A 21,027-nucleotide genomic window follows, 5' to 3' on the forward strand; every position below is an offset into this window, starting at 1 on the left:
TCAGATCCGGCGGAGCACGGCCACGACCCGGCCCATGATGGTGGCGTCGTCACCGGGGATCGGGTCGAAGGCCGGGTTCTGCGGCATCAGCCATACGTGACCGTCGCGTCGCCGGTAGGTCTTGACGGTCGCCTCACCGTCGAGCATCGCGGCCACGATGTCACCGGCCTCGGCGATCGGCTGCTGCCGCACCACCACCCAGTCGCCGTCGCAGATCGCCGCGTCGAGCATCGAGTCGCCCTTGACCTGGAGCATGAAGACCTCGCCCTCGCCGACCAGTTCGCGGGGGAGCGGGAACACGTCCTCGACCGCCTGCTCGGCCAGGATCGGCCCACCGGCCGCGATCCGGCCCAGCATCGGCACGTACGCCGGGGTGGGGCGCTGGGCTCGGCTCAGCTCGTCGTCGGCGTCGACGGGGGCGCGGACGTCAACCGCGCGGGGGCGGTTGGGGTCGCGGCGCAGGAAGCCCTTCTTTTCCAGCTCCTTGAGCTGGTAGGCGACGCTGGACGGGGAGACCAGGCCGACCGCCTCGCCGATCTCGCGGACGCTCGGCGGGTAGCCGTGCCGCTCCACCCAGCTGCGGATGAATTCGAGGATGCGGCGCTGGCGGGCGGTGAGGTCGACGGCGGCCGGGTCGGGGAAGCCGCTGACCACCGGCGTGACCTGGCGGACGGCCGGTTGGCCGGTCCGGCTGCGGGCGGCGCGGGGACGCCGAGTGGCCGGGGGACCCGCCTCGGCGATCGGCTGCGGGTTCTTCTGCCGGTTGGCCCGGTCCTCGGTCACGTCCGTCCTCCCTGGTCGGCGCTGGGTGCCTTGGCGGCTCGTGGTGCGCGCGGGGTGTCGCGGTGCCGGACCGACGTGGTGCGCCGTGCCCGGTCGTTCATGACCGTATAGGTGAGATCGGTCATTTTCAAACATCTGTACGACGCGTCTCGGCGTGTCGGGTGGAAAACCTGGTAACTCGTACGCCTGTTCTGGTAGATGGTACGTCCTCCTCGAACCCGTGTTCGAGGGGTTCGGTGGTCTGCCGGGTCGGTCAACCGTCCGGGTCGGGCTGGCCGGACGGCCGGTAACCTCCCCGGCGTCCGGTCGGTTGGAGCTGTCGACCCCCGGGGGCGGCGACGGGCCCGGGGTGGTGGGCCCGGGGGTGGTGGGCCCGGGGTGGTGGGGCGGTTCGGGCGTGACGCGCCGGACAGTCGGGCAACTTGACCCGACCCGGCCGGCGGCCTACGGTCGACCCCTAGATGTAGTAGTCACACGGGCGTAAGTTGCCCACAGGTTGGGTTCGACTACCCACCGCACTCCCGTATCGTCGACCACGGCGAGACCGGCGACACCGGTTGCGCCGGGTCGACGCGTGCCCGGAGGCGGGCGGGCGGGCCCCACAGTCGATCAAGGAGGTCGGGCGATGCGGTGTCCGTACTGCCGGCACGCCGACTCCCGGGTGGTCGACTCGCGCGAGGCCGACGACGGCCAGCTGATCCGGCGGCGGCGCTCCTGCCCGGAATGCGGCAAGCGGTTCACCACGGTCGAGGAGGCCGTCCTCGCGGTGGTCAAGCGCAGCGGGGTGACCGAGCCGTTCAGCCGGACGAAGATCATCGGCGGGGTACGCAAGGCGTGCCAGGGCCGGCCGGTCGACGAGGACTCCATCGCGCTGCTGGCGCAGAAGGTCGAGGAGACCGTCCGGGCCAAGGGAGCTGCCGAGCTGCCGAGCCACGACGTGGGACTGGCGATCCTGGGCCCACTGCGCGACCTGGACGAGGTGGCCTACCTGCGCTTCGCCAGCGTCTACCGCTCGTTCGACTCGCTGGCCGACTTCGAACGGGAGATCGAGACCCTCCGGGCCGCCGCACAGGCCCGTGTCGACGCGGCCGGGGCCGCCGACCGTACCGACTGAGTCTTTCACCAAGTGACGACCTGGATTTCGACAGTGACGACGCGTGGCGGGTGGCCGCGCAGACGAGGGGGCCGATGAGATGGCGGGGGACGGCGTGACAACAAGCCGGACGCGGGCGGCGAAGAACGGCGCGGCGACGGGGCTGAAGGTGCAGCGGGTCTGGACGACCGAGGGCGTGCACCCGTACGACGAGGTGGCGTGGGAGCGCCGCGACGTCGTCATGACCAACTGGCGGGACGGCTCGATCAACTTCGAGCAGCGCGGGGTGGAGTTCCCCGAGTCGTGGAGTGTCAACGCGGCGAACATCGTCACCACCAAGTACTTCCGGGGCGCGGTGGGGACCCCGGAACGGGAGTGGTCGCTCAAGCAGCTCATCGACCGGGTGGTCAGCACCTACCGGGCCGCCGGTGAGCAGCACGGCTACTTCGCCAACCCGGCCGACGCGGAGATCTTCGCGCACGAGCTGACCTGGATGCTGCTGCACCAGGTGTTCAGCTTCAACTCGCCGGTCTGGTTCAACGTCGGCACCCCGTCGCCGCAGCAGGTCAGCGCCTGTTTCATCCTTGCCGTGGACGACTCGATGGACTCCATCCTGGACTGGTACAAGGAGGAGGGGCTGATCTTCAAGGGCGGCTCCGGCTCCGGGGTCAACCTGTCGCGCATCCGGTCGTCGCGTGAGCTGCTCTCCTCCGGTGGCACCGCCTCCGGCCCGGTCAGCTTCATGCGTGGCGCGGACGCCAGCGCCGGGACGATCAAGTCCGGCGGTGCCACCCGGCGCGCGGCCAAGATGGTCATCCTCGACGTGGACCACCCGGACATCGAGGAGTTCGTCACCACCAAGGCGCGCGAGGAGGACAAGATCCGCGCGCTGCGGGACGCCGGCTTCGACATGGACCTCGGCGGCAACGACATCGTCAGCGTCCAGTACCAGAACGCCAACAACTCGGTGCGGGTCTCCGACGAGTTCATGGCGGCGGTGGAGAACGGCGGCGGCTTCGACCTGCGGGGCCGCCTCGACGGGCAGACCATCGAGACCATCGACGCGCAGAAGCTGTTCCGTACCATCGCCCAGGCCGCCTGGGAGTGCGCCGACCCGGGCCTGCAGTACGACGACACGATCAACGACTGGCACACCTGCCCGGAGACCGGCCGGATCACCGCGTCGAACCCGTGCTCGGAGTACCTGCACCTGGACAACTCCTCGTGCAACCTGGCCTCGCTCAACCTGATGAAGTTCCTCCGCGCCGACGGCGGCTTCGAGGTGGAGAAGTTCGTCCGGTCGGTCGAGTTCGTCATCACCGCGATGGACATCTCGATCTGCTTCGCCGACTTCCCCACCGACAAGATCGGCGAGACCACCCGCGCCTACCGGCAGCTCGGCATCGGCTACGCCAACCTCGGCGCGCTGCTGATGGCCTCGGGCCTGCCGTACGACTCGGAGCAGGGCCGGTCGGTGGCCGCGGCGATCACCTCGCTGATGACCGGCACCGCGTACCGCCGTTCGGCCGAGCTGGCCGCGATCGTCGGCGCGTACGACGGCTACGCCCGCAACGCCGAGCCGCACAAGCGGGTGATGCGCAAGCACGCCGCCGCCAACGACGCCATCAAGCCGGCCGGCACCGTCGCCACCGCCATCGCGCGGGAGGCCACCAAGCAGTGGACCGAGGGCAACAAGGTCGGCGACCGGTACGGCTGGCGCAACTCCCAGGCCGCCGTGCTGGCGCCGACGGGCACCATCGGCCTGATGATGGACTGCGACACCACCGGGGTCGAGCCCGACCTGGCGCTGGTGAAGTTCAAGAAGCTGGTCGGCGGCGGCTCGATGCAGATCGTCAACCAGACCGTGCCACGCGCCCTGCGCAGCCTCGGCTACCCCGAGGAGCAGGTCGAGGCGATCGTCGAGCACATCGCCGACCACGGTCACGTGGTGGACGCCCCCGGCCTCAAGCCGGAGCACTACCCGGTCTTCGACTGCGCGATGGGCGAGCGGTCCATCGCCCCGATGGGTCACGTGCGGATGATGGCGGCCGTCCAGCCGTTCATCTCGGGTGCCATCTCCAAGACGGTCAACATGCCGGAGCAGGCCACCGTCGCCGACGTCGAGAAGATCTACTTCGAGGGCTGGAAGCTGGGCCTGAAGGCGCTGGCGATCTACCGGGACAACTGCAAGGTCGGCCAGCCCCTCTCGGTGGCCAAGCCGAACAAGACCGCCGCCCCGGCCGCCGTCGAGACGCCGGCCCCGGCCGCCGTGGAGAAGGTCGTCGAGTACCGGCCGGTGCGTAAGCGGCTGCCGAAGAAGCGTCCGTCGGAGACGGTCTCCTTCTCCGTCGGCGGCGCGGAGGGCTACCTCACCGCCTCGTCCTACCCGGACGACGGGCTGGGTGAGGTCTTCCTCAAGATGTCCAAGCAGGGCTCGACCCTGGCCGGGGTGATGGACGCCTTCTCGGTGGCCATCTCCATCGGCCTGCAGTACGGCGTCCCGCTGGAGACGTACGTCAGCAAGTTCACCAACATGCGCTTCGAGCCGGCCGGCATGACCGACGACCCGGACGTGCGGATGGCAGCCTCGGTGATGGACTACATCTTCCGGCGGCTGGCGTTGGACTTCCTGCCCTACGAGCGTCGTGCCGAGCTGGGCATCTTCACCGCCAAGGAGCGGGCCGCGCAGCTGCGGGCCGAGGCCGATGCGGAGATGAGCGGCACGGACCTGACCGCGATGGCGTCCTCGGCCCCGGTCGAGGTGACCGAACCGAAGACCGGCCCGCTGGCCCAGCCGGCCCAGGAGTTGGCCGAGGTGGCCGCCGCCAAGCCGGCGCCCGCCGTGGGCTCCTCCACCGAGCTGCTGGAGGCCGTGATCGGCAAGGCCGCCGACGCGCCGCTCTGCTTCACCTGCGGCACGAAGATGCGCCCCGCCGGCAGCTGCTACGTCTGTGAGGGCTGCGGTTCCACCAGCGGTTGCAGCTGACGTACGCGTCGCACGAAGGGCCGGCGCCCGTCGGGTGCCGGCCCTTCCGCGTCCCGTCTTCATGATCGACCCCAGTGGGGCGAGGTAGCGGCACCGGTCCTACCCGGACGCCGCTACCTCGCTCCCGTCGCGCAGATCACGCCGACGGCGGCGCACCGGGGGCCGCGCCGGACGGGATGATCGGGGCATGACCACAGCCGACCGGTACGTCGAGTTCGCCACCAGGGAGGCGCACGGCGTCTCACCGTCGTACGAGCGACTGGCCCACGCGGTCGCCCGGGACAGCAGCCTGCTGGCGCTTCTCGACACCCTGCCGCCGGCCAAACGCCAGCCGAATCTGCTGTTCGCCGTGGTCCGACTGTGCGGCGGTACGGTCGAGGACCCGGCCGCGTTCGGCGAATTCGTCAGGGCCAACTGGCCGGTTGTCGCGGCGGAGATCCGGGCCCGGGCGACGCAGACGAACGAGGCCGGGCGTTGTGCCGTCCTCCTGCCGGTGCTGGCCTCGTTGCCGCAGCCACTCGCCCTGCTGGAGGTGGGCGCGTCGGCAGGCATGTGCCTCTACCCCGACCGGTACGCGTACCGTTACGGCGACCGTCTTCTCGGCACAGGTACGCCGACGCTCGACTGTGCGATCACCGGCACGACGCCACCGACTCGCCTGCCCGAGGTGGTGTGGCGGGCCGGCCTCGACCTCAACCCGCTCGACGTCACCGATCCGGACGACATCGCTTGGCTGGACGCCCTCATCTGGCCGGAGAACGGGCACCGCCGCGAGCGGCTGCGGGCTGCTGCGGCTGTCGTCGCGGCCGACCCGCCGCTGCTCGTCCGCGGTGACCTGGTCGACGACCTGCCGGAGGTGGCGGCACTGGCCCCGTCCGACGCGACCCTCGTGGTGTTCCACAGCTCGGTGCTGTACCTGGTGCCACCGCCGCGCCGCGCCGCGTTCGTCGAGGTGGTGAGCGGTCTTTCCGGCCACTGGATCGCCAACGAGGACCCGGCGGTGCTGCCCTACCCGGGTCTGCCGGGGCAGCGGGACGACACGCTGCACAACGTGCTCGCGCTCGACGGCACGCCGCTTGCCTGGACCCGCGGCCACGGCCAGGCGCTCACCTGGTTCGGGGAGCCGGTGGGCTGAGCAAACCGCACCGCTGCGACGATCCCTGACTCTGCGCGACTCGACCAGCGGGGCCTGCCGGCCGGGCGCGGGGATCCGCAGACCCGCACCAGGGGTGGGGGAGCGAGCCCTCCTTACACTCACCGGGTGAGTGGGCAACGACGTCCGTTGGCGGGCCGGCCGCTGACCGAGCCGCACCCGTCCCGGCTGCCGCCGGAGCACCCCGACCGGGCGCGGATCCTGGCCGCGCACGCCGCCGCGCTCGCCGCCGGGGACGCCGGGTATCCCGACCCGGCCACCGGGCTGTTCGTCCTCAGCGCCGGGTTCCTGGCCCGGCGGGGCACCTGCTGCGGGCGTGGCTGCCGGCACTGCCCGTACGTCGACGACTAATTAGGCCGTCCCGGCGGCCCGCCCCACCGCCGACTGATGATCGGCACGGCCCGGGTGTTCTGGGTGGCGATGGTGGTGCCGGGGCCGCTCTACTGCGGACCATGCGTGACCTCCCGCCCACCTGACGCCGCCGGGCGACTGCCCGGGTCTTCCGTCCGACAGTGCCAACCCGTACGGTTTCCGACGGACATCGGCGGATCTCCCGCCGACGATCACGGAGGTGTGCCCGTGCACGGGCGGATCTGGCTCGCCGGGGCGGGCGTGCTGCTGACCACGGGCTGCGGGGCGTCGGAGCCCGACCCGGTACGGCTGCCGGCGGGGGAACCTGTCGTCGTCGAGGTGGGTGCCGCCTCGTCCGGTGGGGCGTGCCGGCTGCTCGACTTCGCGGTGATCGAGGAGCACACCGGCGTCCGCTTCGACGTGGCGGCGGCCAGCGAGCGGGGTGATACCCGTACCTGCGTGGTGCGGGCCACGGACACCACCTGGCCGGAGCTGACCCTGACCGTGACCGACACCTCGATCGACGTGCCGACCTTCACCGCTGACGTGCTGCCCGAGGGGGCGACGAAGGTGTCGAAGCTGGGCCAGGCCGGCTACCGGCGGACCGGCGCGAAGACCGCGAAGCACGGGCCGACGGCCGAGGTGGGCTGGTTGGCCGCGGAGGACCGGCTGGCCATGCTCCGCTGGACCTGCCCACCGGCCGAGGACCGGGCGACCGCCGGTGCGGTGGCCGGCCACCTGGTCGACCTGGCCAGGAAGCTCGACACCCGGTCCCTGTAACCCCCGTCCGGGCCGACGGCGACCCGAGCCGAGTCCGATCCCAGCCCGGACCGGCGGCGACGGGGTCCACCCCGGCCCGGCGCACGCCGGTGGCGGCCCGGGGTCAGTGGGCGGCGACGAACACCCGGGAGGCGACCTCGCGGGGCAGCCGGACCCGTTCGCCGGAGCGGTCGATGAACACCCCGTCGCGTTCCTGGGCGACGGTGACCGTGGCACCCGGGTCGACCCCGGCGGCGTGCAGTTGCCGCAGCACGTCGGCGTCGGTCTGCACGCTTTCGCAGATCCGCCGGACCACCACCGGGCCGGTCAGCCCGGGGAAGGCGAGGTTGCGTTCACCCTCGGCGTGGTCGGTGGCCTCGGTCTCCGGCGAGCCCAGCTCCTCCAGGCCGGGGATCGGGTTGCCGTACGGCGAGCGGGTGGGTCGGTTGAGCAGGTCGTAGACCCGCTTCTCCACCGCGTCGCTCATCACGTGCTCCCACCGGCAGGCCTCCTCGTGGGCCTCCTCGTAGGGCATCCCGATCACGTTGACCAGCAGCAGCTCGGCGAGCCGGTGCTTGCGCATCACCGACACGGCGGTGCCCCGGCCCAGGTCGGTGAGCGCCAGGTGCCGGTCGCCCTCGACGGTGAGCAGCCCGTCGCGTTCCATCCGGGCCACGGTCTGGCTGACGGTGGGCCCGCTCTGCCGCAACCGCTCGGCGATCCGGGCACGCAGCGGCGGCACCCCTTCCTCTTCGAGTTCGAGGATGGTGCGCAGGTACATCTCGGTCGTGTCCACTAAGTCATGGCTTTTCACATTCGCCCCTTTTGTCCGAAGGCGGCGAAGGTAGCTTCGCGCTCAGTGGTGTCGACCCGGTCATGCTTCACGTCAGCGGCCTCCCGGTGGTCGATGCTACCCCGGCCCACGAAGATCGACCTGCGCCGAATCGCGAGGTCGGTGCCCCGATGGTGTTGACTGGACGTCATGTCCGGTACCGCTACCCCCCTGATCGAGCCGGACCGGCTCGCCACCGAGCTGGCCCGCCCCGACCCGCCGACCCTGCTGGACGTCCGCTGGCGGCTGGTCGGCCCTCCGGGCCGCGACGACTACACCGCCGGCCACCTGCCCGGGGCGGTCTTCGTGGACCTGGACACCGTCCTGTGCGGTCCGCCCGGCCCGGCGGGCCGGCACCCGCTGCCCGAACCGGCCGCGCTCCAGGCCGCGCTGCGGGCCGTCGGTGTCCGCGCCGGTCATCCCGTGGTGGTGTACGACGACGGCGACGGCCTGGCCGCCGCCCGCGCCTGGTGGACGCTGCGCTGGGCCGGCCACCGGTCGGTACGGGTGCTGTCCGGCGGCTGGCCCGGCTGGCTCGCCGCCGGCCTGCCCGGCACCGTCGAGGTGCCCACCCCGCAACCCGGCGACGTCACCGTCACACCGGGTGGGCTGCCGGTGCTGGACGCCGACGACGCGGCCCGGCTCGGCGCGGCCGACGACGGTGTGCTGCTGGACGTCCGGGCCGCCCCCCGCTACCGGGGCGAGACCGAGCCGATCGACCCGGTCGCCGGACACGTGCCGGGCGCGGTCAACCTGCCCGCCCCCGAGTACGTCACCGAGGGCCGCTACCTGACCGCCGAGGCGCTGCGGGACCGGTTCGCCGCCGCCGGGGTGCGCGCCGACCAGCCGGTGGGGGCGTACTGCGGATCAGGGGTGACCGCCGCGCAGACGGTGCTGGCGTTGCACCTGGCCGGTCGGCCGGACGCCGCGCTCTACGTCGGATCGTGGAGCGGCTGGGTCGCCGACCCGTCCCGCCCGGTGGCCACCGGCCCGACACCAGCCGGTTGACCAGCACGCCTGGTGGGCGACCGGTGACCCGCGTGCGACGATGACCCCATGTCGGACGACACGCTGGTGGTGTGGGACGAGTCCCTGCTCGACTACGACATGGGGGAGCACCCGCTCGACCCGGTCCGGGTCGAGCTGACCGTCGCGCTGGCCCGGGAGCTGGGCGTCCTGGACCGGCCGGGCGTACGGCTGATCCGGCCCGAGCCGGCCGACGACGCGACGCTGACCCGGGTGCACCTGCCCGACTACCTGGCGGCGGTCCGGACCGCCCCCCGCGATCCGCTCTTCGCCGGCTACGGACTGGGCACCTCGGACAATCCGGTCTTCGACGGGATGCACGAGTCCAGCGCGCTGATCGCCGGGGCGACGGTGGCCGCCGCCGAGGCGGTCTGGCGGGGCGAGGCCCGCCGTGCGGTCAACGTGGCCGGTGGGCTGCACCACGCCATGCCCGACCGGGCCGCCGGGTTCTGCGTCTACAACGACCCGGCGGTGGCCATCGCCCGCCTGCTCGACCTGGGCGCCGAGCGGGTCGCCTACGTCGACGTGGACGTGCACCACGGCGACGGTGTGCAGGAGGTCTTCTACCACGACCCCCGGGTGCTCACGGTGAGCCTGCACGAGACCCCGCTCGCGCTCTTCCCCGGCACCGGGTTCCCCGACGAGACCGGTGGCCCGGGGGCGCAGGGCAGCGCGGTCAACGTGCCGCTGCCACCGGGCACCGACGACGCCGGCTGGCAACGCGCCTTCCACGCGATCGTGCCGTCGGTGCTGCGGGCGTTCCGACCGCAGATCCTGCTCACCCAGTGCGGTGCCGACGGGCACCGGCTCGACCCCCTGGCCGACCTGCACCTGTCGGTGGACGGGCAACGGGCCACCTACCTGACGTTGCGGGCGCTCGCCGACGAGTTGTGCGACGGCCGCTGGGTGGCCACCGGCGGCGGCGGTTACGCCCTGGTGGAGGTGGTGCCCCGGGCCTGGACGCACCTGCTCGCGGTGGCCACCGGCGACCCGCTCGACCCGGCCACCCTCACCCCGCCCGACTGGCGTGCGCTGGCCGCCCACCGGCTGCCCGGCCGGGACGTCCCGCTGCGGATGACCGACGACGTCGACCCGTCACACCAGCCGTGGCAGCCGACCGGTGAGCCGAACTCGGTGGACCGGGCGGTGGCGGCCACCCGCAAGGCGGTGTTCCCGCTGCTCGGGCTGGACCCGTACGACCCGCGCGACTGAGCCGGGGACCTGGGGAGGGACCGGACGTGGTGACCACTGTCGACCAACCGGTGGACGTGCTGCTCAGCGACGGCAGCACCGTCGGCCTGCGACCGATCCGGCCGCAGGACGCCCCGGAGATCGTCGCCATGCACGGGCGGTTCTCGGAACGCACCCGCTACCTGCGCTACTTCTCGCCGTACCCGCGTATCCCGGAACGGGACCTGCGCCGCTTCGTCACCGTCGACCACCGGGACCGGGAGGCGTTCGTGGTGCTGGTCGGCGACCGGATCGTCGCCGTCGGCCGGTACGAGCGGCTGGGTCCGGCGGCCCCCGAAGCCGAGGTGGCGTTCGTGGTGGAGGACGCCCACCAGGGCCGGGGGATCGGTTCGGTGCTGCTGGAGCACCTGGCCGACGCGGCCGGCCGGGCCGGCATCGGGCACTTCGTCGCCGAGGTGCTCCCCACCAACGGGGCGATGCTGCGGGTCTTCGCCGACTTCGGCTACCAGGTGCAACGGCAGTTCGCCGACGGGGTGGTGCACCTGACGTTCCCGATCGCCCCGACCGAGGCGACCCTGGCTGTGCAGCGGGGTCGGGAGCACCGCACCGAGGCGCGGTCCATCGCCCGGCTGCTCACCCCGCGCGGCGTGGCCGTCTACGGGGCCAGCGCCACCGGTCAGGGGGTCGGCGCGGCCGTCCTCGGGCACCTGCGCGACGGCGGCTACCCGGGGGCGATCGTGCCGGTGCATCCGAGCGCGCGCACGGTGGCGGGGCTGCCCGCGTACCCGTCGGCAGCCGACGCCGGAGTGGACGTCGACCTGGCGGTCGTCGCGGTGCCCCCGGACGCGGCGGCGGGGGTGGTGGCCGACGCCGCCGCTGCCGGCGCGCACGGCCTGGTGGTCATCTCCGCCGGTTTCGCCGAGGCCGGACCGGCCGGCGCGGCGGCCCAACGGGCCCTGGTCCGGGCGGCGCACGCCGCCGGCATGCGGGTCGTCGGCCCGAACTGCCTGGGCGTGGCCAACACCGACGGGCGGGTACGCCTCAACGCCACCCTGGCCCCGGTGCTGCCCGCCCCCGGACGGGTGGGTTTCTTCAGCCAGTCCGGCGTGTTCGGGGTGGCGCTGCTGGCCGAGGCGCAGCGCCGGGGGCTGGGCCTCTCGAGTTTCGTGTCGGCCGGCAACCGGGCCGACGTGTCCGGCAACGACCTGCTCCAGTTCTGGCAGGACGACCCGGGCACCGACGTGATCCTGCTGTACCTGGAGACCTTCGGCAATCCGCGCAAGTTCGCCCGGTTGGTGCGCCGGATCGGCCGGGACAAGCCGGTGGTGGCGTTGGCCTCGCTGGCCCGCCCGGTCGGGTCCGGCGTCGCACCCACGCTCGACGAGGCCGCCGTCGGTGCCCTCTTCGCGCAGTCCGGGGTGATCCGGGTGGACACCGTCGCCGAACTGCTCGACGTCGGGACGCTGCTGGCCAACCAGCCGCTGCCCGCCGGTGGCCGGGTCGGCGTGGTCGGCAACTCGTCGGCGCTGACCGGCTTGGCGGCCACCGCCTGCGCGGGGCAGGGTCTCACGGTCGCCGCCGGCTACCCCCACGACGTCGGCCCGCACGCCGGTGCCGCCGCGTTCACCGCTGCGCTGGCCGGTGCCGCCGCCGACGACGGCGTGGATGCGCTGGTGGCGGTCTTCGCCCCACCCCTGCCGGGGCAGCTCACCGTCGAGGAGGCGGACTTCACCGCCGCCGTGGCGGCGGCGGTGACCGGCGGCAAGCCGACCGTGGTGACGTTCCTCGCCGGCCGGGTGCCGGTCGGGCTGCCCGCGTACCCGAGCGTGGAGGAGGCGGTGCGGGCGCTGGGCCGGGTCGGCCGGTACGCCGACTGGCTGCGCCGGGACCCGGGCACGCCACCGGAACTGACCGGGGTGGACCGGGCCGCCGGGCAGGCCGCGCTGCGCGGTGACGCCGCCGACGCGGCGGCGCTGCTCGCCGCGTACGGCATCGAGGTGGTCGGCTCGGCCCCGGCCGGCACCGTCGACGAGGCGCTCGCCGCCGCCGGGCGGCTGGGCTGGCCGGTGGCGTTGAAAGCCGCCGCGCCCGGCCTGCGGCACCGCCTCGACCTGGGCGCCGTCCGCCTCGACCTGGCCGACCCGGTCGCGCTACGCCGGGCGTACGCGGACCTGGCGGCGGCCTTCGGCGCGGACGTCCTGGTCCAACCGATGGTGCCGCCGGGGGTGGCCTGCGTGGTGGAGCTGCGCGAGGACCCGGCGTTCGGGCCGGTCGTCGGCTTCGGGCTCGGTGGGGTCGCCACCGAACTGCTCGGGGACCGGGCCTGGCGGGCGGTGCCGTTGACCGACCGGGACGCCGCCGAACTCGTCGACGAGCCCCGGGCGTCGCCGCTGCTGCACGGGCACCGGGGTGCTGACGCGGTGGACCGGGCGGCCCTGGCCGACCTGCTGTTGCGGGTGGGCCGGCTCGCCGACGAGCAGCCCCGGGTGCGGTCGCTCACCCTCAACCCGGTGCTGGCCCGCCCGGACGGCGTGTCGGTGCTGCACGCGGCGGTGGGGGTCGGCACGGCCGGGGCCCGCCCCGACACCGGCCCGCGCCGGCTCTGACCGTGCCCGCTGCCGGCTCCGGCTCTGACCGTGCCCGCTGCCGGCGGGCGCTGACCGTGCCCGCTGCCGGCGGCGCTGACCGTGCCCGCCGGCGGCTCCGGCGGTGACGAGACCCCGGACAGCGGGCAGGCCCCCGGCGAACCGCCGGGGGCCTGCGCCGAACCGTCCCGCTCAGCAGGCGTACGCCTCCAGCCGCTGCGCCCGCTCCGGGTCGCGCAACTTGAGCAGGGTGACCTTCTCGATCTGCCGGATCCGCTCCCGAGACAGGCCGAACTCCTTGCCGACCTCGTCGAGGGTGCGCTGCCGGCCGTCGTCCAGGCCGAACCGGAGCCGGATCACCGCCTGCTCCCGCTGGGAGAGGGTGGCGAGCACGATGCGTACCTCGTTGCGCAGTTCGCCGTTGGCGGCCGCGTCACCCGGCTCGGTGCGCTGGTCCACCGAGGCGACGAAGTCACCCAGGGCGCTCTCGCCGTCCTCGCCGACGGCCTGGTCGAGGCTGACCGGCTCCCGGTCGTACGAGATCAGCTCGATGACCTGGAACTCGGGGATCTCCATCGCCCGCGCCACCTCGGAGACGATGGGCTCGCGACCCAGCGTGACCGACAGCTCCCGGCGGACCCGGACCATCCGGTTGACCTGCTCGACCATGTGCACCGGGATGCGGATGGTGCGGGCCTGGTCGGCCATCGCCCGGGTGATCGCCTGCCGGATCCACCAGGTGGCGTACGTGGAGAACTTGTAACCCTTGGCGTAGTCGAACTTCTCGACCGCGCGGATCAGGCCGAGGTTGCCCTCCTGGATCAGGTCGAGGAAGGCCATCCCCCGCCCGGTGTAGCGCTTGGCGATGCTGACCACCAGCCGCAGGTTGGCCTCCAGCAGGTGGTCCTTGGCGGCGCGGCCCTCCCGGGCGATCAGGGCGAGGTCGGCGCGCAGGTCACCGGAGACAGGGGTGCAGGTGGACAGCTTCTCCTCGGCGAACAGCCCGGCCTCGATCCGTCTGGCCAGCTCCACCTCCTGGGCCGCGGTGAGCAGTTTGGTCCGGCCGATGCCGTTGAGGTAGGCCCGGACCAGGTCGGTGGAGACCCCGCGCTCGTCGGTGGCGTCGAGGTCGGTGAGGGCTTCGGTGCCGTGCTCGGCGTCGATGGTGGTGGCCGGGCGCGTCTTGTTATCGATCATCTGCAGGGCCATCTCTGTGTCTCCCCGTGTCTGCTTTCGGTGTCGCCTACCGGCGCCATCGGCTCCGGTGATGGACAGCTTTCCAACCGGGACGTGAAACGGGGGTGAGGCGATCGGGGACCCGACAGCAATCTGGTCGGATGCGGGGTGGGTCGTCGGCGGTCTTGCCAGGTCCGGCTACCGTGCCAGCGTCGGCCATCGGGGTCGGCGATGCGACAGGCAATGGAGGACGTGGTGGTCTTCAAACGGCTCATGCAGTCGATGGGGGTGGGCGGTCCGTCGGTGGAGACCGTGCTCGCTAATCCGAACTGCCGTCCCGGCGGGGTGCTGGAGGGGCGGGTCCACGTGGCCGGCGGCGACCACGCCGCCGACATCGAGTACGTGGCGCTCGGCCTGGTCACCCGGGTCGAGGTGGAGAGTGCCGACTCCGACTACGAGACCACCCAGGAGTTCGCCCGCCAGCAGGTCACCGGCCCGTTCCGGCTGGAGGCGGGGCAGCGCTACGACATCCCGTTCCGGTTCGCCGTGCCGTGGGAGACCCCGCTGACCGACCTGTACGGCCACCGGCTGCACGGGATGACGATGGGGCTGCGTACCGAGCTGGAGGTGGCCCGCGCAGTCGACAAGGGTGACCTGGACGCGGTGTCGGTGCACCCACTGCCGGCTCAGGAGCGGCTGCTGGAGGCGCTGCTGCGGCTGGGCTTCCGGTTCGCCCGCGCCGACGTCGAGCGCGGCCACATCTATGGCGTACGGCAGAGCCTGCCGTTCTACCAGGAGATCGAGTTCTACCCCGCCCCGCAGTACGCCGGAGCGATCAACCAGCTGGAGGTCACCTTCGTCACCGACCCGCACCAGGTGCAGGTGGTGCTGGAGATGGACAAGCGGGGTGGCCTGTTCACCGAGGGTCGGGACGCCTTCGGCCGGTTCACCGTCGACCACGCCACCGCCGATCGCACCGACTGGGCCGCCCAACTCGACGGCTGGCTCCGCCAGTCCCTCCAACGCCGAGGCCTCTTCTCCTAACCCACCCCACACCACCCCGCTCACCCCAACCCCCACCCACCCCCCACCCAACCCGCCCCACCCCGCCCTGCTCGCCCCGCTCCGCCCCGCCCTGCTCGCCCAGCCCCGGCTCGCCCAGCCCCGGTGATCAAGAAGTTTGCGTCACTTTGAAGATCGAACTTGACGCAAACTTCTTGATCACCGGGGCTGGGGGCTGGGGGCTGGGGTGGGGTGGGGGAGGGGGATGGGAGGGAGGGAGGGGGCAGGGTCAGAGGTCCAGGAGGAGGGTGCGGGGGCCGGTGTTGGTGCTCTCGACGAGCATGTGGGTGCGGAAGCGGCCCGTCTCGACCGTCGCGCCCCGGGCGCGGAGCGCCTCGACCACGGCGGTGACCAGCGGTTCGGCCACCTCGGCGGGGGCGGCGGCGAGCCAGCTCGGGCGGCGGCCCTTGCGGGTGTCGCCGTAGAGGGTGAACTGGCTGACCAGCAGGATCGGGGCACCGGTGTCGGCGGCGCTGCGTTCGTCGTCGAGGATGCGCAGCTCGTGCACCTTGCGGGCCATCGTCCGGGCCAACTCGGGGGTGTCGGTGTGGGTGATGCCCAGCAGCACCAGCAGGCCGTCGGTGATCGCGCCGACCACCTCGCCGTCGACGGTGACGCTGGCCCGTTCGACCGTCTGCACCACCGCCCGCATCAGCCGGTCACCGCTTTGACGATGCCCCGTTCGACCGGGCGCATCAGTTGGTCACCGCTTTGACGATGCCCCGTTCGACCGCCCGCATCGGGATGCCCCGTTCGACCGCCCGCATCGGGATGCCTCGCTCGACCGGGCGCATCAGTTGGTCACCGGTTCGACGAGGCCCCGCTCGATCAGCCGCGCCACGATCGGGCCGGCCGCCTCGGCCAGCTCGTCGGGGGTGACGTCGTGCGCGGCGGCGAGCAGGGCGAGCTGGTCGCGCAGCGGCAGCCGTCCGTCGCAGCCGCCGACCAGGGCCAGCACCAGCGGGTCGATCTCCTCGCTCCAGCGCAGCCCGTGCGGCATCGTCAGGACCTGCCGGTCCACCGCCCAGCCCTCGTCGCCGATCGTCGCCTCCTGGCGCAGTTGCAGCCCCGGGGCCGCCCGGTAGCGAAGGTCGAGCAGGCCGTCGGCACCGTGGGCACGTAGGAGGTCCTGCCGGTCGAACCAGCCGGCGACCTGGTCGCCCAGGGGTGGCTCGACCCGCTGCCGCAGGTCCTCCACCCGGACGACCGGGTCCTCGTGACCGTTGCGGCGCAGCGAGACGATGCCGAATCCGATCGACTCGACCTTGTGCGCGTCGAACCAGTCCAGCCAGGCTGCCGCCCGGTGCGGGTCGGTCGCCTCGCCGACGTCGGTCAGCCACAGGTGGACGTACGCCATCGGGTCGGCCACCTCGCGCTGGATCACCCAGGCGTCCAGGCCGGTGCCGGCGAACCAGCCGGTCACCCGTTCCGCCCAGTCCTCCCCGGCGACGTGCACCCAGTTGGCGAGGTACTGCATGGTGCCGCCCTCGGTGAGCAGGCCCGGCGCGGCGGCGGCCAGTTCAGCGCCGATCGCGTCGCCGACCCGGCCGGAGTCCCGGTAGACGTGGGTGGTGGTGCCCGGCCCGACCACGAACGGCGGGTTGCTGACCACCAGGTCGAACCGCCGGCCGGCCACCGGGGCGACCAGGTCACCGCGCAGCAGTTCCCAGTCCTGCCCGTTGAGGGCGGCGGTGGTGGCGGCGAAGCGCAGCGCCCGTTGCGACACGTCGGTGGCGGTGACCCGCCGGGCGTGGGTGGCCAGGTGCAGGGCCTGCACCCCGGACCCGGTGCCCAGGTCCAGTGCGGTGTCCACCGGGTGGCGGACGGTCGCGCCGATCAGGGTCTGGGTGGCCCCGCCGATGCCGAGCACGTGTTCGCTGTGCAGCGGTCGACCCGGGCGGGCGCTGGCCGGTACGTCGGCGAGCACCCACCAGGCGTCCCCGTAGGGTTCCAGGTCGACCCCGGCGCGCAGCCCGTCACCGTACGGCTCGACGAGGCCGGCGGCGACGGCGTCGGCGAGGTCGAGCGGGGCGAGCGCGGCGGCGACCGCCGGTTCCGGTTCGGTCTGGTCGCAGATGAACACCCGGATCAGGGTGCCCAGCGGGTCGCGGTCCTCGGTGGCGCGCAGCGCGGCCCGGAAGTCGTTGCGGGCCACCCCGCCGGTGGCCTGCGGGCCGAGTCGGCCGGCGATGCCGTTGGCGGTGAAGTCGGCGCTGGTGAGCGCGGCGCGTAGCGCCTCGACGCCGGCGGGGGAGAGCAGCATGTCGTCACGGTCCACCACGTCATCCTGCCTGGCGTGGGGGCACCGGTGGCGGGCACCCGCTGACTTCCATAACGCCACCTCAATCCCCCGGCCGTTATCTCTGTTACGTACGTCGATGTCTCGTTAGCATTCCCTCCAACATCCGTCGATGGGACGTTCGGGCGGCCCCTGCCTGCCCGGTCGTACCCGGTAGGGAGTTCAGACGATGTCCGACGTGTCCGTCCCCCGGCGTCACGCGCTCCGCGCGGTCGCCGTCGCGGCCACCGCCGCGGCCCTCTCCGTCGCCGCTGGCGCCCCCGCCCTCGCCGCCCCCACCGGACAGATCCGCTACGCCTCCTCCCCGGACGCGATCAGCGGCAGCTACCTGGTCGTGTTGAAGGGCGACGCCGTCGGCACCGCCAACAGCCGGGCCGCCCGGACCGCCGTGCCGGACCGCGCCGCCAGCCTCACCAAGCGGTACGGCGGGAACGTCGCCGACGTCTACAGCGCCGCCCTCACCGGGTTCAGCGCGAAGATGAGCGCCAGCCAGGCCCGCCGGCTCGCCGCCGACCCGTCGGTGGCCTACGTCGAGCAGGACCGGGTGGTGACCGTCCAGGCGACCCAGACCAACCCGCCGTCCTGGGGTCTGGACCGCATCGACCAGCGCAACCTGCCGCTGAACTCCAGCTACACCTACCCGAACACGGCCACCAACGTGCGGGCGTACATCATCGACACCGGCATCCGGACCACCCACACCGACTTCGGCGGCCGGGCCACCTGGGGCACCAACGCGGTCGACTCCAACAACACCGACTGCAACGGCCACGGCACCCACGTCGCGGGCACCGTCGGCGGCACCAAGTACGGTGTGGCCAAGGGCGTGCAGCTGGTCGCGGTGAAGGTGCTCAACTGCCGGGGTCGCGGCAGCACCACCGCTGTGGTCAACGGCATCAACTGGGTGACCGCCAACGCGGTCAAGCCGGCGGTGGCCAACATGAGCCTCGGCGGCGGGGCCAGCACCGCCATCGACAACGCGGTGGCCAGCTCGATCAGCTCGGGCATCACGTACGCGCTGGCGGCCGGCAACTCCAGCGCCGACGCCTGCACCTCCTCCCCGGCACGGGTCGCCTCGGCGATCACCGTCGGCGCCACCACCAACACCGACGCGCGGGCCTCCTACTCCAACTTCGGCACCTGCGTCGACCTGTTCGCGCCGGGCTCGAACATCACCTCGTCCTGGAACACCAACGACACCGCCACCAACTCGATCAGTGGCACCTCGATGGCGTCCCCGCACGTCGCCGGTGCCGCCGCCCTGGTCCTGTCGGCCAACCCCTCGTACACCCCGGCGCAGGTCGCCAGCTCGCTGACCGGCAGCGCCACCCCGAACGTGGTGACCAGCCCCGGCTCGGGCTCGCCGAACCGGCTGCTCTTCGTCGTGAACTGACGCCCCACGGCACCGACGGCCCGGTGGACACCCGTGTCCACCGGGCCGCGCCGCGTCCGGACGCCTCCCGGCGCGGCGGACCGCACCGGATGTCGGCCGGGCGGGCGGCCGGGGCGGGCAGGATGGGGGCATGACGCTCTCGCTGCCCATCGACGGCGAGGCCAACCGGCTGCTGGAGCGCAGCCCACTGGCCCTGCTGACCGGGATGCTGCTCGACCAACAGGTGCCGATGGAGAAGGCGTTCTCCTCGCCGTACGTGCTCGCCCAACGGCTGGGGCACGACCCGGACGCCCGGGAGCTGGCCGGCTACGACCCGCAGGAACTGGTCGAGGTCTTCGCCCGGCCGCCTGCGCTGCACCGGTTCCCGAAGGCGATGGCCGGCCGGGTGCAGCAGCTGTGCCGGATCCTGGTCGACCGGTACGCCGGCGACGCCGGCCGGCTCTGGGCGGACGTCGACGACGGACGGGAACTGCTGCGCCGCATCGCCGACCTGCCCGGCTTTGGCACCCAGAAGGCGCAGATCTTCGTCGCCCTGCTCGGCAAGCGGTACGACGTGCGCCCCGACGGCTGGCGGGAGGCCGCCGGCGGCTACGGCGACCCGGACACCTACCGGTCGGTCGCTGACGTCACCGATGCGGAGTCGCTGCGTCGGGTCCGCGAGTACAAGCAGCAGGTGAAGGCGGCGGCGAAGGCGGACAAGGGCTGACGCAACCGGAGCCGGGTCGGCTCGTTGAGATCCGCGACAGCGGCGACGGGTGGACGATGGCGGACGAGCGGGGGGCGGCGCTGCTGCGCGGCGGGCTGAGCTCACCCCGGACCACCTTCCTGGAGCTCTTCTTCGACCTGGTGTTCGTCTTCGCGTTGACCCGGGTCTCCCAGCGGATCATCGACGACCTGAGCGTCGTCCGTCAGGATCTGCTGGCCGAGATCACCCAGACCCTGGTGATCTTTCTGGCCTTCTGGGCGGTCTGGACGTTCACCGCCTGGGTCACCAGCCGGTACGAACCGGAGCGCCCGGAGATCCAGTTCGTGGTGGTCTACTCGATGCTGGGCAGCATGGTGATGGCGGTCGCCACCCCACGGGCCTTCGACAGCCGGGGGCTGGCCTTCGCCCTCGCGTTCGTGGCGGTGCAGGTGGGGCGACCGCTCTTCCTCACGCTGGCGTTGCGGGGGCATCCACGACGCCTGGTCACCATGCGGGTGGTGGCCTGGGCGGTGATGAGCGCGGTGCCCTGGGTGCTCGGCGCGGTGTTCACCGGGTCGTGGCGGCTGGCCTGCTGGTCGTTGGCCGTCCTCGTCGACTACGCGGGGTTGATGTTCGGTTGGCCGGTGCCCAGGCTCGGCGCGACCCGCACCTCCACCTGGGGGGTGCTGGGGGAACACCTGGCCGAGCGTTACCAGCAGTTCTTCCTGATCGCCCTCGGCGAGAACATCCTCATCATCGGGTTGTCCTTCAGCGGGTACAGCTTTTCCGGGGCCAGCTCGGGGGCCTTCTTGCTGTCCTTCGTGACCACCGTGCTGCTCTGGCGGATCTACTTCCACCGGGCGGGTCACCTGCTCTCCGAGGCGATCCGGGTGGCCGACCGGCCCGGCCGGCTGGGGGAGTCGGTGAGCTGGACCCACCTGGTGATCGTCGCCGGAGTGCTGGCCACGGCCGTCGGCTACGAGCTGGCGATCGTGCACCCTTACCAGCCCACCGAACCGTCCTGGGCGGTCTTCATGATGGGCGGCCCGGCGATCTTCCTGGTCGCCCGCGCCCGCTTCGAGTACGAGATTTTCGGGCGGGTCTCCCGGTCCCGGGTCGTCGGGGTGCTCGCCCTGGCCGCGCTGGTGCCCGTCGTGACCCGGACGGTCACCGTGCTGGCACTGGCTGCGGCGGCCGCCGTGCTGGCGGCGATCACCGTCGCCGACTACCGCCGGGCGCTCGGGCACGCCCCGGAGCGGCCCCGGCCGGCCCTGTGAACCAGCTGCGTCAGTCGGCGCGGGGTCGACCGGCGGTGGGGCGGGGGCGTCCGCCGCAGGTCAGGCGGCGGTGGGGCGGGACAGCGAGGCGAGCGCCCGGCGTACGTCGGCCAGCGAGACGGTGGCCGAGTCGTCCAGGTCGGCCAGGCCGGCCTCGATCCACTGCCGCATCAGCGTGGTGACCCCGATGCCCCGGGCCTCGGCCGCCGCCCGGACCCGCTCGTAGGTGTCCGTCGGCAGGCGTACCGAGCGGCTGACCATCGGCACGTCCGTGTCGGGGGTGGGCAGCTCGACCGGCGGGCTGTCGTCGATCAGGTCGGCGAACGCGTCGTCGCCGTGGAATCGCTTGATGGCCTCGTTACGGTTCATCGCCGTC

General features: G+C 72.8%; 18 protein-coding genes. 12 read left to right on the forward strand and 6 right to left on the reverse strand.

Annotated features, from left to right (window positions below; translation table 11 throughout):
- Window positions 1–783: a transcriptional repressor LexA gene (gene lexA / locus ACQP2H_RS07955; RefSeq protein ID WP_208569562.1), complete on the reverse strand. Its 783-nt coding sequence runs from the start codon at window positions 781–783 to the stop codon at window positions 1–3.
- A gap of 625 nt (window positions 784–1,408) precedes the next feature.
- Here lexA and nrdR point away from each other — a divergent pair.
- From nrdR to ACQP2H_RS07980, 5 genes are all read left to right on the forward strand, one after another.
- Entirely contained in the window at window positions 1,409–1,897 is a 489-nt protein-coding gene (gene nrdR, locus ACQP2H_RS07960) for a transcriptional regulator NrdR (protein ID WP_208569561.1), read from the forward strand.
- Between the two features lie 79 nt (window positions 1,898–1,976).
- Window positions 1,977–4,862, forward strand: coding sequence for a vitamin B12-dependent ribonucleotide reductase (locus ACQP2H_RS07965; RefSeq protein ID WP_357537773.1), 2,886 nt, complete (start codon window positions 1,977–1,979; stop codon window positions 4,860–4,862).
- Between the two features lie 187 nt (window positions 4,863–5,049).
- Window positions 5,050–5,997, forward strand: coding sequence for a DUF2332 domain-containing protein (locus tag ACQP2H_RS07970; protein WP_357537771.1), 948 nt, complete (start codon window positions 5,050–5,052; stop codon window positions 5,995–5,997).
- 126 nt (window positions 5,998–6,123) lie between these two features.
- Entirely contained in the window at window positions 6,124–6,366 is a 243-nt protein-coding gene (locus ACQP2H_RS07975) for a DUF5522 domain-containing protein (protein WP_208569556.1), read from the forward strand.
- A 228-nt stretch (window positions 6,367–6,594) separates the two neighbouring features.
- Window positions 6,595–7,146 (forward strand): hypothetical protein, encoded by a 552-nt coding sequence (locus ACQP2H_RS07980; RefSeq protein ID WP_219468640.1) that lies wholly within the window; start codon window positions 6,595–6,597, stop codon window positions 7,144–7,146.
- A 103-nt stretch (window positions 7,147–7,249) separates the two neighbouring features.
- Here ACQP2H_RS07980 and ACQP2H_RS07985 read toward each other — a convergent pair whose 3' ends face one another.
- Window positions 7,250–7,906 (reverse strand): metal-dependent transcriptional regulator, encoded by a 657-nt coding sequence (locus ACQP2H_RS07985; protein WP_244253149.1) that lies wholly within the window; start codon window positions 7,904–7,906, stop codon window positions 7,250–7,252.
- Window positions 7,907–8,107: 201 nt separating this feature from the next.
- Here ACQP2H_RS07985 and ACQP2H_RS07990 point away from each other — a divergent pair, with 201 nt between their 5' ends.
- Genes ACQP2H_RS07990 through ACQP2H_RS08000 form a run of 3 tightly spaced genes read left to right on the forward strand, consistent with a single transcriptional unit; the run spans window position 8,108 to window position 12,780 of the window.
- Window positions 8,108–8,965, forward strand: a complete 858-nt coding sequence (locus tag ACQP2H_RS07990) for a sulfurtransferase (protein ID WP_433231875.1) — start codon at window positions 8,108–8,110, stop codon at window positions 8,963–8,965.
- A 48-nt stretch (window positions 8,966–9,013) separates the two neighbouring features.
- Complete coding sequence (locus tag ACQP2H_RS07995; protein ID WP_208569552.1) at window positions 9,014–10,195, forward strand: acetoin utilization protein AcuC; 1,182 nt, start codon at window positions 9,014–9,016, stop codon at window positions 10,193–10,195.
- Complete coding sequence (locus tag ACQP2H_RS08000) at window positions 10,192–12,780, forward strand: GNAT family N-acetyltransferase (RefSeq protein WP_433233484.1); 2,589 nt, start codon at window positions 10,192–10,194, stop codon at window positions 12,778–12,780. The genes ACQP2H_RS07995 and ACQP2H_RS08000 overlap by 4 nt, the downstream gene beginning before the upstream one ends.
- A 171-nt stretch (window positions 12,781–12,951) precedes the next feature.
- On the opposite strand, the gene sigB is transcribed toward ACQP2H_RS08000, so the two are convergent.
- Window positions 12,952–13,968, reverse strand: coding sequence for an RNA polymerase sigma factor SigB (sigB, locus tag ACQP2H_RS08005; RefSeq protein ID WP_374197553.1), 1,017 nt, complete (start codon window positions 13,966–13,968; stop codon window positions 12,952–12,954).
- A gap of 222 nt (window positions 13,969–14,190) precedes the next feature.
- Here sigB and ACQP2H_RS08010 point away from each other — a divergent pair, with 222 nt between their 5' ends.
- Window positions 14,191–14,979 (forward strand): sporulation protein, encoded by a 789-nt coding sequence (locus tag ACQP2H_RS08010; protein ID WP_219470793.1) that lies wholly within the window; start codon window positions 14,191–14,193, stop codon window positions 14,977–14,979.
- A gap of 247 nt (window positions 14,980–15,226) precedes the next feature.
- Here ACQP2H_RS08010 and dtd read toward each other — a convergent pair whose 3' ends face one another.
- Both dtd and ACQP2H_RS08020 read right to left on the reverse strand, forming a co-directional pair.
- Window positions 15,227–15,649: a D-aminoacyl-tRNA deacylase gene (gene dtd, locus ACQP2H_RS08015; RefSeq protein WP_357537766.1), complete on the reverse strand. Its 423-nt coding sequence runs from the start codon at window positions 15,647–15,649 to the stop codon at window positions 15,227–15,229.
- A 141-nt stretch (window positions 15,650–15,790) separates the two neighbouring features.
- A complete protein-coding gene (locus ACQP2H_RS08020; protein WP_219468649.1) occupies window positions 15,791–17,275 on the reverse strand; it encodes a DUF7059 domain-containing protein in 1,485 nt (494 codons plus the stop codon).
- A gap of 190 nt (window positions 17,276–17,465) precedes the next feature.
- Here ACQP2H_RS08020 and ACQP2H_RS08025 point away from each other — a divergent pair, with 190 nt between their 5' ends.
- The 3 genes from ACQP2H_RS08025 (at window position 17,466) to ACQP2H_RS08035 (ending at window position 20,651) form a co-directional block, all read left to right on the forward strand.
- Window positions 17,466–18,689 (forward strand): S8 family peptidase, encoded by a 1,224-nt coding sequence (locus ACQP2H_RS08025; RefSeq protein WP_208569548.1) that lies wholly within the window; start codon window positions 17,466–17,468, stop codon window positions 18,687–18,689.
- A gap of 130 nt (window positions 18,690–18,819) precedes the next feature.
- Window positions 18,820–19,395, forward strand: coding sequence for an HhH-GPD-type base excision DNA repair protein (locus ACQP2H_RS08030; RefSeq protein WP_219468652.1), 576 nt, complete (start codon window positions 18,820–18,822; stop codon window positions 19,393–19,395).
- Window positions 19,396–19,451: 56 nt separating this feature from the next.
- A complete protein-coding gene (locus tag ACQP2H_RS08035; RefSeq protein WP_219468655.1) occupies window positions 19,452–20,651 on the forward strand; it encodes a low temperature requirement protein A in 1,200 nt (399 codons plus the stop codon).
- Window positions 20,652–20,711: 60 nt separating this feature from the next.
- On the opposite strand, the gene ACQP2H_RS08040 is transcribed toward ACQP2H_RS08035, so the two are convergent.
- Window positions 20,712–21,020, reverse strand: coding sequence for a hypothetical protein (locus tag ACQP2H_RS08040; RefSeq protein ID WP_208569545.1), 309 nt, complete (start codon window positions 21,018–21,020; stop codon window positions 20,712–20,714).
- Window positions 21,021–21,027 lie beyond the last annotated feature (7 nt).

The sequence above is a fragment of the Micromonospora sp. CA-248260 genome (assembly GCF_050942205.1).
Classification (GTDB): domain Bacteria; phylum Actinomycetota; class Actinomycetes; order Mycobacteriales; family Micromonosporaceae; genus Micromonospora; species Micromonospora antibiotica.